This is a genomic window from Lawsonibacter hominis (assembly GCF_014287895.1).
GTDB classification, from domain to species: Bacteria; Bacillota; Clostridia; order Oscillospirales; family Oscillospiraceae; genus Lawsonibacter_A; species Lawsonibacter_A hominis.
Window position 1 is genome coordinate 310,839 of record NZ_JACOPP010000001.1, and the last position, 12,758, is coordinate 323,596.

Consider the following 12,758-nt stretch of genomic DNA (forward strand, 5'->3'; position numbering starts at 1 on the left):
AATTACGCAGTCGAAACTGTTTTTATTGACGGGGAACCAATACAGGCTCTTTACTTCAGCTCCGCAATCGTCACGCCGTCCTCGCCCTCTCCGTAGCGGCCGGGACGGAAGGATTTGACGTAGCGGCTGCGCTTGAGGTGCTCCCGCACGGCCTTTCGCACCGCGCCGGTGCCCTTGCCGTGGATGATGCGCACCTCATTCAGTTTGCCCAGCACCGCGTTGTCCAGGAACAGATCCAGCGCGCCGACGGCCTCGTCGGTCATCATGCCCCGCAGATCCACCTCCGGAGAGGCCCCCAGGGTGCGCAGCTTGTGCTCCGCCCGCTGGATCAGCTTTTGGGCCTGCTTCCGGGTCTCGCCCTCCACGACCCGCACCTCATCCTGCTTGGCCGTGATGTTCAAGATCCCCGCCTGCAGCTGCAGGGAGCCGTCCTTATTCACGGCGAGCACCGCGGCCTGGGTCCCCATCTTCACCAGCTCCACCGTATCTCCAGCCCGGGCCGGACGGGTGGGGGGCGGCGCGGGCTCCTCGGGCCGCCGGCCCAGCTTTCCCTCCGCCTCGTTGAGTCGGCGGCGCAGGGCGGAGCGCTCGTCGTTGACAGCCTGCCAGTCTTCCTCTTTCCGCTGGCGGCGGCGCATTTCGTTGAGCTGCTGAAACACCTGGTCGGCCGTGCCGCGGGCCTCGTCCAGGATGGCGCGGGCCTCCGCCTGGGCCTTTTCCACGGCCCTGGCCCGCTCGGCCTCCAGCTTGGCCCGGTACTCCCGGATGGTCCTGGAGGATTCCTCCATCTCCCGCCGCAGCCGCCGGGCCTCGTCCTTCTCGCGCTCCATCTGCTGGCGCTGTTCGTCCAGCTGTGTGAGCACATCTTCAAAGCGCACGTTCTCCGCATCGACCCGCTGGGCGGCCTTCTGGATGACCTCACGCGGCAGGCCCAGCCGCTCCGAGATGGCAAACGCGTTGGATTTGCCGGGGATCCCGATCAGCAGCCGGTAGGTGGGCTCCAGCGTCTCCACATTGAATTCGCAGGAGGCGTTTTCCACGCCGGGCGTGGTCATGGCGTATACCTTCAGTTCGGCATAGTGGGTGGTGGCGGCCACCAGGGCGCCCAGCGCCCGGGCGCTCTCGATGATGGCGGCAGCCAGCGCCGCGCCTTCGACCGGATCGGTGCCCGCTCCCAGCTCGTCGAAGAGGATCAGGGTCTCGTCGTCCGCCTGCTGCAGGATGCCCACGATATTGACCATATGGGAAGAGAAGGTGGACAGGCTCTGGGCGATGGACTGCTCGTCCCCCACGTCGGCCAGCACCCGCTGAAACACCCGCACCCGGCTGTCGCCGGAGACCGGGATGTGCAGCCCGCACTGGGCCATCAGGACCAAAAGCCCGATGGTCTTGAGGGTCACCGTCTTGCCGCCGGTATTCGGGCCGGTGATCACCAGAGTGTCGAACGTCTCCCCCAGCATCAGGTCGTTTGCCACCGCCTTGTCCGCGTCCAGCAGCGGGTGGCGGGCGCGGTGCAGATAGACGCCCCGTTCCGTGATCTTCGGCTCGCAGGCCCGCATCCGGTAGGACAGTTTGGCGCGGGCAAAAATGCCGTCCAGGAGCAGCAGCAGGTCATAGTCCTGGGCAAGATCCTCCTTGTGAGCGGCGCACTCCGCGGAGAGCTCCGCCAGGATGCGCTCGATCTCCTTTTCCTCCCGCGCCTGGAGCTCCTTCAGCTCGTTATTGGCCTTCACCACGCCCATGGGCTCGATGAAAAAGGTGGAACCGGAGGAGGATACGTCGTGGACCAGGCCGGGCACATCGTTTTTGTGCTCCGATTTCACCGGTACCACAAAGCGGTCGTTGCGCTGGGTGATGATGGCCTCCTGAAGGTATTTGGCCTGATTGGAGGAGAGCAGCCGGTTCAGGATGTCCCGCACCTTGGAGGCGGTGGAACGGATATGCCGCCGGATGGCGGCCAGCTCCGGGCTGGCCGCGTCGGCGATCTCCTCCTCCCCCAGGATGGAGCCGGTGATCTTCTCCTCCAGGAAACGGTTTGCCGTCAGGGAGCGGAACAGGTGGTCGATACAGCTTTTCGCACCCTCGCCGCCCTCGCCGTAGTCCTTTGCGGAGCGCGCCGCGCGCAGCACCGCCGCGATCTCCAACAGCTCCCGGGTATTCAGGCTCCCCCCCATGTCGGCGCGCTGAAGGGAGGCGCGCACCGGCTTGACGCCGGAAAAAGAAGGGGTGCCCCGCACCGTCATCATCGTCACGGCGGCCGTGGTCTCGGCCTGGGCGCGGCGCACGTCGCCGGCGTCGGTCATGGGCCGCAGCGCCAGACAGCGCTGCTTGCCCTCCTCGGTCACCGCCTGGTCCGCCAGCAGCTCCAGCACCCGGGGCAGCTCCAGGGTATGAATGGATTTTTCAAACAAATCGGTCATAGGTGATTCTCCAAACTGACAGGATCGGCGGGCTCACTCCCCCAACAGCGCACACCGCAGGGAGAGGACCGCCCGGCCGCCTACACGGACGCGGACCTTCCCGTCCGTGTCCGTCAGGCGGCTCAAGATCTCCGAGGGCTTGCCCATCGCCTCGCCCTGGAGGAACCGGTTCTCGCCGCCGGGACACACCAGCCCCCGGCGGTACAGGTAATCGGTCAGCGCGCCGTTGGAGGTGCCGGTGGCCGCCTCCTCCGGGATGGCATAAAGGGGGGCAAAGTTGCGGCAGCGGGCGGTCACGCCCGGCGCGTCCCCCAGGCAGAACATGTGCACGCCCACCACGCCGTAGCGCCGGGACAGCGCCGTGACGGTCCGTTCGTCCTGCACGGCCCGCCCCAGGGCCGCCCCGTCCTTCACCGGCAGCAGGATATCCATAAGCCCGGTGCTGACCGCCTGTGCCTCCAGCTGCGCCGGACGGTCGGCCAGCGTCAGGCCGTACGCGGCATACAGTTCGGCCTGTTCTTCCGCGGAGAAGGTCCTCCCCTGCGCCGGCGGCGCCATGTCCATCCACACGGCGTTTTGCTCCACCCCGATCTCCAGCACGCCGGAGCGGGTGGTCAGCGTGCACGCGCCGGGGCGGACGCCCCCGGTTTCCCGCAGGACGGTGAACGCCGCGATGGTGGCGTGGCCGCACAGGTCCACCTCCTCCGCCGGGGTAAAGTAGCGGATGTGGAAGGAGCGCTCCCCGGTCTGCCGCACGAAGGCGGTCTCCGAGTGCTTGAGTTCCCCCGCCAGAGCCCGCAGGAAGCCTTCCTCCGGGAAGGGCTCCCGCCCCAGCAGGGCCACCCCGGCCTGATTGCCGCAAAAGCGCGTGGCGGTAAAGGCGTCGGCTATGTACAGTTCCACATTACATCCCCGCTTTCAGTTGTTTATAAAAGTCCAGCGTCTGGAAGCCCCGGTCCAGCTGGCCGGTCAAAAAACGCTCGCACACCTCCGCCAGACAGGCGAGAGCCGCCCCGTCCGCCGGAACGGAAAACAGCCGCTTTGGGTCGCCGTAGACGATGTGCCGCATCGCCTCCAGCGTGCCGCCCTCCAGCGGCAGAAAGGGCCCGTCCCCCGCCCCGGCCCGGCAGCGCCCGCAGCAGAGCACCCCTTCGGACAGGCTCAGCTGGGGCTGCTCCGGCGCAGGCACGCCGCAGACGGCGCAGGCGTCCAGCAGCGGTTCATATCCCGCCAGACACATCAGCCTGAGCTCAAAGGCGGCCTTCACCAGCGCCTGCGGCTTGTTCAGCTTGTCCAGCGCGTAGAGGGTGTTCAGGATCAGGGACAACAGCTCCGGATCGCTCCGCCCCTCCTCCGCCACCGCTTCCAGCACCTGCGCACAGTAGGACCCCAGGGCCAGCTTTTCCACGTCGGCTTTCACGCCCCAGAACTGTTGGAGGGATTCCGCCTCGTTGAGGGTATAGTAGTCCCGATACTCGAACAAGGTCATTTCGGAGTACACCAGCAGCTGGGCACAGGCCGCCAGGCGGCTCCCCTTCCTTCGGCAGCCCCGGGCCTTGACGGTGCGTTTGCCGCCCTCGGCGGTAAGCACCGTCAAGATCTTGTCCGCCTCCTTGTAGTTGACCTCCCGGAGCACCAGGCCCTGGGTATTGATGTGCATAACCCTTCCCCCGTTTGCCGAAGCGCGTATCCGGCCGTCGTCTGGGCCGGCCCTATGTAGGCGGGCCCGAACGCCCGCCCGGATCAGGCCGTTTTCACCGTCCGCGCCGCGGCCTCCTCCGCCTTCAGCCGGCAGTAGAGGCTGTACGCCTCAGGCAGGCCGGTCTCCAGGAAAAACCGCCAAAACGCTTGACTGTCCATACCGCAGCCCCCCTTTTCCATCTGTTAGGTTGGCCCCGGCGGCGGGCTTTATGAGCGGTAAAATTTGATGGCCCGCCCGTCCCATCCGCTTACCGGAACGTCGGCCCCGGCGGTTTCCTGCCGTTTACTCGTCCCGGTAGCCGAAGTTCTTGAGCAAATTCACCTGGTCTCTCCCGTTTGCCCACGGGACGTCCCGTCCCGCGGGGCCCCGATTCTCTCTTCCTCGGGCGGAATGAATCCGCCCTGCGGCAAGGTTTGCTCTGCAAACGCTTGGCGCGCCGGGGCGCGGCCCGCTCCCGCGGGCAAGAAAACCGGCTTGGGTCCGCCGGAGCGCGTCACTCGTCCCGGTAGCCGAAGTTCTTGAGCAAATTCACCTGGTCTCTCCAGTTTTCTTTGACCTTCACCCAGGTCTGAAGGAAGACCTTCTCGCCCATGAAGCGCTCGATATCCTCCCGCGCCAGGGTGGAGATCTTTTTCAGCATGGCGCCGCCCTTGCCGATGATGATCCCCTTGTGGCTGTTTTTTTCACAGTAAATGGTGGCGTCCAGGTCGATCATGCCGTCTTCTCTCTGGGAAAATTTCGTCACCTCCACAGCGGTGCCATGGGGGATCTCCTTGTCCAGGCAGAGCAGCAGCTTCTCCCGCACGATCTCGGCGCACACCTGCCGCTCGGGCTGGTCGGTGATCATATCCTCGGGAAAAAGCCGGGGCCCTTCCGGCAGGAAGCGCTCCAACACCTCCAGGAGCTCGTCCACCCCTTCGCCGTCCTTGGCGGAAATGGGCACGATGGCGGCAAACGCATGCGCCTGGGCATAGGTCTGGATCACGGCCAGCAGCTCGTCCTTCTTCACGGTATCAATTTTGTTGACCGCCAGTACGGCGGGCATGTCCAGGGCCTTGATGCGCTGGATGAGCTCCTCCTCCGGCGCGCCGACGTTGGCGATGGGCTCCACCAGCAGCAGCACCGCGTCCACGTCGGCCACGCTTTGGCGCACCACGCCCACCATATACTCTCCCAGCCGGGTGCGGGCCCGGTGCAGCCCCGGCGTATCCAGGAACACGAACTGGCTCTCCCCCCGATTCAGGATCGCGCAGATCCGGTTGCGGGTGGTCTGGGGCTTATTGGTGACGATGGCGATCTTCTCGCCCACCAGGGCGTTGGTCAGGGTGGACTTGCCCACATTGGGCCGGCCCACAATGGCGATCATGCCGGATTTTGTCTTGTCCATAGGTGATCCTCAGCTTTCTTGAGCAATTTTGTACTGCCTGGCCAAGCCTTCTTACCCCTCCGCCGTCTCCCGGGGGATCCCCAGTGCGCCCAGGATAGTCTCCTCCCGGGCGCGCATCCGGCGCTTCTGCTCCCCCTCATCCAGGTGGTCATATCCCAGCAGGTGCAGCACCGAGTGCACCGCCAGATAGGCCGTCTCCCGCCGGGCGCCGTGGCCGTACTCCTCCCCCTGGGCCTTTGCCCGCTCCAGGGAGAGGACCATGTCCCCCAGGGGGACCAGGCCGCTGCCGGGGTCGGCCTCCACATCTTCCAACGCGGGCGGCGTCCCCGGGGCAAGCTCGAACATGGGGAAGGAGAGCACGTCGGTCGGACGGTCTACCCCACGCTGCTGCAAATTGATGGCATGGATGCCGGCGTCGTCGGTAAGCAGCACGTCCACCTCGCAGTCAAACGCCACCCCTTCCGCCTCCAGGACGGCGGGGATGACCCGTTGGAGCAGCGCGGCGTACTCCTCCGCGCCCTCCGTCTCCGATTCGATGATGATCTGATGGTTCATTTCGTCCTCCGCTCCTCGTCCTGCTCGTAGGCCTTGATGATGCGCTGCACGATCACGTGGCGCACCACGTCGGCCTCGCCCAGGCGGCAGATGGCGATGTCCTCCACGTTCTGGAGCACCCGCATGGCCTCTTTGAGGCCCGAGACCTTATCGGCCGGCAGGTCGATCTGGGTGATATCGCCGGTGATGACGATCTTGGAGCCGAAGCCCAGACGGGTGAGGAACATCTTCATCTGCTCCCGGCTGGTGTTCTGCGCCTCGTCCAGGATGATGAAGGAGTCGTCCAGAGTGCGCCCCCGCATATAGGCCAGCGGGGCCACCTCGATGTTGCCGCGCTCCAGATACTTGTTGTAGGTCTCCGCCCCCAGCATGTCGAAGAGCGCGTCGTACAAGGGCCGCAGGTAAGGGTCCACCTTGCTTTGCAGGTCGCCGGGCAGAAAGCCCAGCCGCTCCCCCGCCTCCACCGCCGGGCGGGTGAGAATGATGCGGTTGACCTGCTTTTCCCGAAAGGCGGCCACCGCGGCGGCCACCGCCAGATAGGTCTTGCCGGTCCCCGCCGGCCCCACCCCCAGGGTAACGGTATTCTTTCGGATGGCGTCCACATATCGTTTCTGGCCCAGGGTCTTGGCCTTGATGGGCTTGCCCTTGGCGGTGACGCAGAGCACGTCCTTGGCGATGTCGTTGATATGCTCCTCATTTCCCGCCCGGACCAGGTTGATGATATAGCGCACGTTCTGTTCGGTGATGGTCTCCTTCCGGGCCGCCAGGGACAGCAGCCCCTGGATGGCCTTTACCCCGTAGAGGACGTTTTCCGCCTCTCCGGAGATCTTCAGCTCCGAATCCCGGCTGACTACGCTGACGCCCAGCTCGTGCTCGATGATCTTGATGTTCTCGTCAAAGGACCCGAACAGGTCCACCGCCTGCTCCATGCGCTCCACACTGATGGTCTGTTCTATCATTGGTACGCCTCATTTTCCTGTTATACTTCCGGCTGGGGCTCCTGGGCAGCCGTCTCCGGCAGCCCCTGCGCCGGGACGAACCGCCCGATCTCCTCCCGGCATTCCGCCTGGAGGGTCACCCGCAGCATCCCGTCCCGTTCGGCGGCGGAAAACGCCGTGCTCACCGCCTCGCCGTCCCCCAGCGCCGCCCGGAGGGCCAGTTCCAGCCGCTCCTCCAGCAGGGCCTGCGCCGCCGCGCGGTCAATGGGAGCCGGGACGGTCACATATTCCCGCACCGTCTCACACTTCAGCGTCAGGGGCAGCTCCCGGCCGCTGGGCAGAGCCGCCGTCCACGCTCGACTTATTTTATCATACTCCGGGAAGGAAATTCCACTGTTTCGCGAAAAAACCGTCCGCACGCCCAAAAATGTCAGGCTCCAGCAGGTCTCCTCCGAGCCGGTATACTGCTTCACCTGGGCCTCCAGAGGGACCTGGGCCGTCAGCGTGCGCCAGGTGCGGGCATATATCCGCCCGGCGGCCCGCACCTGGCTCCAGCCCAGGTCCACGCCGCCGCCGTATTTCGGCCCCGGAAGCTTGACGCTGCCGCTGATGAGCACGTCTCCCGCCGCCACGGTGTCCCCTTCCTGACAGACCGCCTCCCCAGAGAGCACCTCCATGTGGGAGACGATGCCCCCCGACTCGGCCACCACGTCCCCCACGACGCTCCCGTCCTCCGCGGGCGGTTTTTTGACTGCCTCCCGCACCAGCACCTGGGCCCTGGTACCGTGGAGGTTAATGGCCATCCAGGACAGGTCGGGCAGCTGGAGCAGGGCCTCGTGGGCCAGATCCCGCTCATCCAGCCCGGGACCGTATACGCCCACCCGCAGCCCCTGCCGCCGCAGTTCGGAGAGGATCTGGGCGGTGGGCACCGTCTCGTTTCCCTCCACATCGATGATCAGGATGAACCGGGAGAGCACCAGCACTGCGGTCAGGGACAGGCAAAGCCCCACCAGCAGGGCGTACCGCTTCCGGAACCGCGCCAGAAAAAAAGGCACGCCTCCGGTCTTTACCCGGCTGAGCTCACACAGGACCCGTCCGGCCAGCTCCGGGGCGGCGCGGCCGCCCGCGCGGGTCAGGGTAAGGCGCAGCCGGGTGGCTTCCAGCCACTCCACGTCCCAGAAGGCCATGCCGTTCTGGGCGCACAGATTCAAAAACCGCTCCGGAAACGCGCCGGAGACCTCCAGGCGGACGCTCCCCCGCAGGCCGTTGATCATCTTGCGCAGCAAGCCGTCCCCTCCCCTCAGGTCAGATCCACGCCATGGATGTCGCCGGTAATGAGCAGCTGGCTGGCGTTCATGGAGCGCAGCTCCAGCCCCGTTCCATGCACCTTCACCACCAGCTTGCCGCCGGAGACATGGATCTCGTCGGCGCCATAGGCCAGGATGCCCTTGTGGTTCTCCATGCGCAGCTCCCGGCTTCCGGTGATCTCAATGCGGGGCAGCCCCGCCACTACGTCGCCGGGCAGGTCGAAGACCTCCGCGGTCTTCTCCAGCAGCCCTTCCCGCTTCTTGCCCCGTTCCATCCCATCGCCCTCCCCGTCCCTAATCTCTATGCGGGCGGACGGTCCATCTTGCCTGTCCCCGGCAAATCGGCGGCAACGGCGAGGGCGGGACCCATGTCCCGCCCTCTGGCTCTCAAAAAAGTGGCTGCGCCGCTTTTTCGAGAAGGATGCCTCTTTCGCGCCTGCACCCCAAGGATATTTCCGTGCCTGCTCTGCAGGCTTGGGCACGGGCGCGAAACGCTGCGAGGCTTGTTCGACACGCTGGGCCGGGATATCGCGCTTCAGCCGCCGGGCGCAGCCATGCTATGCCCGCTCCCGGAGCGTCACACGGACCGTGTCGCCCGGCTTCTTGCCCAGCTTGGCCCGGATCTCCTTCCGCACTCCCACGATGTGCGCCGGCGTGCCCATGCGCACCAGGCTCCCGTCGTAGGGGATCCCGTCAAAGGTGACGTGCACCTTGACCCGTCCTTTCCCAAACACGGCCCGGACATCGTATGGAAACTCCACATAGGCCCCGTCGATCTCCGGCACCTTTTGCAGCACCGCGTCAAATTCATAGACCGTTTCGTCCATACCGCCACTCCCTGACCACCTGCAACAGCCGTTCCCGTTCATTTTCCCCCGGATGCTCCAGAAGATACCGGGCCAGCCGCCGCTGCATGCGGCCGATCTGAGGTCCCTCCAGCCCCAGCCTCTCCAGCTCTCCGCCGGAGAGCGCCAGCTGTTTCACCTGTTCCGCCTCGGGGTGGAGCACGCAGCGGCGCAGGGCGCGCGATACGGGCAGAGCGGTGATGGGAAATCCGGTCGCTGCGCAGAAGGCCCGCCAGCGGGGGCCGGGAGCCGCCTGCGCCGCCCCCAGTCCGGACAGGTCCGGGGCCGTCCGGACCGGATACAGGTGCTCCAGCAGCCCCAGCTCCAGCAGCAGCCCCACCCGCTCCGGGCGGCCGGAGAGCAAAATCTTTTCCACCTCCGCCTTGACCCGCTCCCCGGACACCCGGGCTGTCCGGCCGGCGTTCCGGCGCATGGCCGCCAGGGTGGCGTCCTCGATCGTAAAATCCAGCTGGGCGGCAAAGCGCACCGCCCGCAGCATCCGCAGCGCATCCTCGGCAAAGCGCCGGTCGGGGTCCCCGACGCAGCGGATCTGGCGGCGGGCCAGGTCCGCCTGCCCGCCGGAGGGATCGATCACCGCCCCCTCCGGCGAGAGCGCCATGGCGTTGACGGTGAAATCCCGGCGGGAGAGATCCTCCGCCAGTCCAACGTCAAAGCGCACCCCGTCCGGCCGCCGCCCGTCGGCGTAGCCGCCCTCCCGCCGGAAGGTGGTCACCTCCACCGCCCCGCTCTCCGTCAGGACGGTGACGGTTCCGTGGCGCAGGCCCGTGGGGAGGGTACGGGGAAACAGCGCCATGACCTGCTCCGGCCGGGCGGAGGTGCACACATCGTAATCCCCCGGCGTCCTCCCCAACAGCAGGTCGCGCACGCATCCCCCCACCGGATGGGCCTCGCAGCCCGCGCCCCGCAGGGTATCCAGCAGGGCGGCCACCCCGGCCGGAATGGGCCAGCTCCTCATTTTTTCACCGCCTTTTGGTATCTTTTTCTTGCTATTCGCCTATAATGGTTTATAATATATGATTCGTAACCATTATAAACTTGAAAAGAGGGCGTGTAAACCCTATGGCAGCAACCAGCATTCATGATTTCATCGTTCCCGGCCGCCGGGCCCATCTGGTCGGCATCGGCGGGGTATCCATGTCCCCTCTGGCCGAGGTGCTCAAGGGCATGGGGATGATCATTACCGGCTCCGACCTGCATGAGAGCGCCGCGGTGGCCCATCTGCGCTCTCTGGGCATTCCCGTGACCATCGGCCATTGGGCCAAGAGCGTGGAGGGTGCGGACCTGGTCGTCCGCACCGCCGCCGTACATGACGACAATCCCGAGATCGCCGGGGCCCGCGCCCTGGGTATCCCGATCTTTGAACGCGCCCAGGCCTGGGGCTCCATCATGCGCAGCTACAAAAACGCGCTGTGCATCTCGGGCACCCACGGCAAGACCACCACCACTTCCATGTGCACCCACATCATCATGGCCGCCGGGCTGGACCCCACCGTCATGATCGGCGGCACCCTGCCCCTGCTGGGCGCGGGCCATCGGGTGGGCCGCGGGGACACCATCATCCTGGAGAGCTGCGAATACTGCAACTCCTTCCTCTCCTTTTACCCCACCGTGGCGGTCATTCTGAACATTGAGGCCGACCATCTGGACTTTTTCCGCGATCTGGAGGATGTGGAGCACTCCTTCCGCGCCTTCGCCGACCGGGTCCCCCAGGGCGGCGTGATCGTGGCCAACGCCGACGACGCCAACACCATGCACACGCTGGAAGGAGAAACGCGCGCCGTGCGCACCTTCGGTCTGGAGCACGGAGACGTACATGCCGCCAACCTGGTCTGGGACCAGGGCCTGCCCTGCTTCGACGTGATGTGGCGGGAACAGATCTTTACCCATGTCTCCCTGCGGGTGCCGGGACTGCACAACGTAAAAAACGCCCTGGCCGCCGCCGCCGCCGCCATCGCGCTGGCCGTGCCGCCTCAGGCCGTGGCCGACGGGCTGAACGCTTTCCGGGGCGCAGGCCGGCGCTTCGAACACAAGGGTTCCTACCACGGCGCGGAGGTCTATGACGACTACGCCCACCACCCCGGAGAGCTGCGCGCCCTGCTGGACACCGCCGGGCGTCTGGGCTATGAGCGGATCATCTGCGCCTTCCAGCCCCACACCTACTCCCGCACCAAGGCCCTGTTCGACGACTTCGTGGAGGTGCTCAAGCAGCCCGACCTGACGCTGCTGGCGGAGATCTTTGCCGCCCGGGAGACCAACGAGATCGGCATCTCCTCCAAAGATCTGGCGGCCAGGATCCCGGGCAGCCGGTACTTCGCCACGCTGCCGGAGCTGGCCGAACACTTGAAGGCCCTCGCCCGGCCGGGCGATCTGATCCTCACCGTGGGGGCCGGGGACATCTACACCGTGGGCGAAGAGCTCACAGGCCCGGAGATCTGAAACAAACGCTGTAAAACGGAGGGACCAGCCCGCGGGCTGGTCCCTCTTTTCCTAACCAGGAGGACTGCGCCCCCTCTGGAAGGCGGCGCCGGCCGCCTAGTTCATCTGTTTGCGCCGGGAGAGATTGATGGTGCCGTCCTGCATGTCGCTGACGTTTTCCAGGCTTTTTCCGGTACCGTAGGCCACGCAGGAGATCGCGTCGTCGGCCACATGGGTCTCGATGCCGGTGTGGGACTCGATCAGCTTGTCAAAGCCCCAGACCAGGCTGCCGCCGCCGGTCATGACGATGCCGTTGGTGGAGATATCCGCCACCAGCTCGGGGGGCGTGCGCTCCAGCACGCCGTGGATGGCCTCCAGAATGCGGGTGGAGACCTCCTCGAAGGCCTCGATCATCTCGCTGGAGGATACGGTAAACACCCGGGGCAGCCCGGTCATCAGGCAGCGCCCCTTGATCTCCAGGGTCTGCTCCTCCGGCCGGGGGAACACGCAGCCGATCTGCATCTTCAGCTCCTCGGCGGTGCGCTCACCGATCAGTACATTGTGCTTGCGCCGTATGTACTTCACGATGGCCTCGTCAAACTGGTCGCCGGCGATCTTGATGGAGGTGGACTCCACGATGCCGGACAGGGAGATGACGGCGATGTCGGTGGTGCCGCCGCCGATGTCCACGATCATATGACCATCGGGCTTGGCGATGTCGATGCCCGCGCCGATGGCGGCCGCCACAGGCTCCTCGATGAGGTACACCCGCCGCGCGCCGGCCTGGATGCCCGCGTCAATGACGGCGCGCTCCTCCACCTCGGTGATGCCGGAGGGCACGCAGATGACCACCCGGGGCTTGAACAGGCGGAAGGAGGTCACCTTGCGGATAAACTCCTTGAGCATCCGCTCGGTCATGTCGTAATCGGAGATGACGCCCTCCCGCAGGGGCCGGATGGCGACGATATTGCCGGGGGTACGCCCCAGCATCTGCTGGGCCTCGGCGCCCACCTTGAGCAGCTTGCCCGTATTTTTGTCGATGGCGACCACGGAGGGCTCCCGCAGGACCACGCCCCTGCCCTTCACATAGACCAGGATGGACGCCGTACCCAGGTCGATGCCAATATCCTTACTGAACATACCTGCACCTCGAAGTCTTGAAAGCTTT

Annotated in this window: 12 protein-coding genes; 1 reads left to right on the forward strand and 11 read right to left on the reverse strand. The window is 65.9% G+C overall.

What is annotated here, in order from left to right:
* Positions 1 to 50: 50 nt before the first annotated feature.
* From H8S57_RS01520 to H8S57_RS01565, 10 genes are all read right to left on the reverse strand, one after another.
* Positions 51 to 2,420, reverse strand: a complete 2,370-nt coding sequence (locus tag H8S57_RS01520; protein ID WP_186906303.1) for an endonuclease MutS2 — start codon at positions 2,418 to 2,420, stop codon at positions 51 to 53.
* 33 nt (positions 2,421 to 2,453) lie between these two features.
* Entirely contained in the window at positions 2,454 to 3,323 is an 870-nt protein-coding gene (locus H8S57_RS01525) for a PhzF family phenazine biosynthesis protein (protein ID WP_186906304.1), read from the reverse strand.
* A 1-nt stretch (position 3,324) separates the two neighbouring features.
* A complete protein-coding gene (gene recO, locus H8S57_RS01530) occupies positions 3,325 to 4,080 on the reverse strand; it encodes a DNA repair protein RecO (RefSeq protein WP_186906305.1) in 756 nt (251 codons plus the stop codon).
* A 535-nt stretch (positions 4,081 to 4,615) separates the two neighbouring features.
* Entirely contained in the window at positions 4,616 to 5,509 is an 894-nt protein-coding gene (gene era, locus H8S57_RS01535; RefSeq protein ID WP_186906306.1) for a GTPase Era, read from the reverse strand.
* A gap of 51 nt (positions 5,510 to 5,560) precedes the next feature.
* On the reverse strand, positions 5,561 to 6,064 hold the full coding sequence (gene ybeY, locus H8S57_RS01540) for an rRNA maturation RNase YbeY (RefSeq protein WP_186906307.1): 504 nt from the start codon (positions 6,062 to 6,064) through the stop codon (positions 5,561 to 5,563).
* Positions 6,061 to 7,023 (reverse strand): PhoH family protein, encoded by a 963-nt coding sequence (locus tag H8S57_RS01545; RefSeq protein ID WP_186906308.1) that lies wholly within the window; start codon positions 7,021 to 7,023, stop codon positions 6,061 to 6,063. The genes ybeY and H8S57_RS01545 overlap by 4 nt, the downstream gene beginning before the upstream one ends.
* Positions 7,024 to 7,043: 20 nt before the next feature.
* Entirely contained in the window at positions 7,044 to 8,288 is a 1,245-nt protein-coding gene (locus H8S57_RS01550; RefSeq protein WP_186906309.1) for a sporulation protein YqfD, read from the reverse strand.
* Positions 8,289 to 8,302: 14 nt separating this feature from the next.
* Positions 8,303 to 8,584, reverse strand: a complete 282-nt coding sequence (locus H8S57_RS01555) for a YabP/YqfC family sporulation protein (RefSeq protein ID WP_186906310.1) — start codon at positions 8,582 to 8,584, stop codon at positions 8,303 to 8,305.
* A 282-nt stretch (positions 8,585 to 8,866) separates the two neighbouring features.
* A complete protein-coding gene (locus H8S57_RS01560; RefSeq protein ID WP_186906311.1) occupies positions 8,867 to 9,136 on the reverse strand; it encodes a DUF1905 domain-containing protein in 270 nt (89 codons plus the stop codon).
* Positions 9,117 to 10,130, reverse strand: coding sequence for a CCA tRNA nucleotidyltransferase (locus tag H8S57_RS01565; protein WP_186906312.1), 1,014 nt, complete (start codon positions 10,128 to 10,130; stop codon positions 9,117 to 9,119). The genes H8S57_RS01560 and H8S57_RS01565 overlap by 20 nt, the downstream gene beginning before the upstream one ends.
* A 104-nt stretch (positions 10,131 to 10,234) precedes the next feature.
* On the opposite strand from H8S57_RS01565, the gene murC reads away from it, so the two are divergent.
* Entirely contained in the window at positions 10,235 to 11,611 is a 1,377-nt protein-coding gene (murC, locus tag H8S57_RS01570; RefSeq protein ID WP_186906313.1) for a UDP-N-acetylmuramate--L-alanine ligase, read from the forward strand.
* Positions 11,612 to 11,707: 96 nt separating this feature from the next.
* Here murC and H8S57_RS01575 read toward each other — a convergent pair whose 3' ends face one another.
* The gene (locus H8S57_RS01575) at positions 11,708 to 12,730 is read right to left on the reverse strand and encodes a rod shape-determining protein (RefSeq protein ID WP_186906314.1); all 1,023 of its coding nucleotides are present in this window, start codon (positions 12,728 to 12,730) and stop codon (positions 11,708 to 11,710) included.
* Positions 12,731 to 12,758: the final 28 nt, after the last annotated feature.

Coding starts and splice junctions, on each gene's coding strand:
- H8S57_RS01520 (WP_186906303.1), bottom strand. CDS start 2,420: ATGACCGATTTGTTTGAAAAATCCATTCATACCCTGGAGCTGCCCCGG.
- recO (WP_186906305.1), bottom strand. CDS start 4,080: ATGCACATCAATACCCAGGGCCTGGTGCTCCGGGAGGTCAACTACAAG.
- era (WP_186906306.1), bottom strand. CDS start 5,509: ATGGACAAGACAAAATCCGGCATGATCGCCATTGTGGGCCGGCCCAAT.
- ybeY (WP_186906307.1), bottom strand. CDS start 6,064: ATGAACCATCAGATCATCATCGAATCGGAGACGGAGGGCGCGGAGGAG.
- H8S57_RS01545 (WP_186906308.1), bottom strand. CDS start 7,023: ATGATAGAACAGACCATCAGTGTGGAGCGCATGGAGCAGGCGGTGGAC.
- H8S57_RS01555 (WP_186906310.1), bottom strand. CDS start 8,584: ATGGAACGGGGCAAGAAGCGGGAAGGGCTGCTGGAGAAGACCGCGGAG.
- H8S57_RS01560 (WP_186906311.1), bottom strand. CDS start 9,136: ATGGACGAAACGGTCTATGAATTTGACGCGGTGCTGCAAAAGGTGCCG.
- H8S57_RS01565 (WP_186906312.1), bottom strand. CDS start 10,130: ATGAGGAGCTGGCCCATTCCGGCCGGGGTGGCCGCCCTGCTGGATACC.
- murC (WP_186906313.1), top strand. CDS start 10,235: ATGGCAGCAACCAGCATTCATGATTTCATCGTTCCCGGCCGCCGGGCC.
- H8S57_RS01575 (WP_186906314.1), bottom strand. CDS start 12,730: ATGTTCAGTAAGGATATTGGCATCGACCTGGGTACGGCGTCCATCCTG.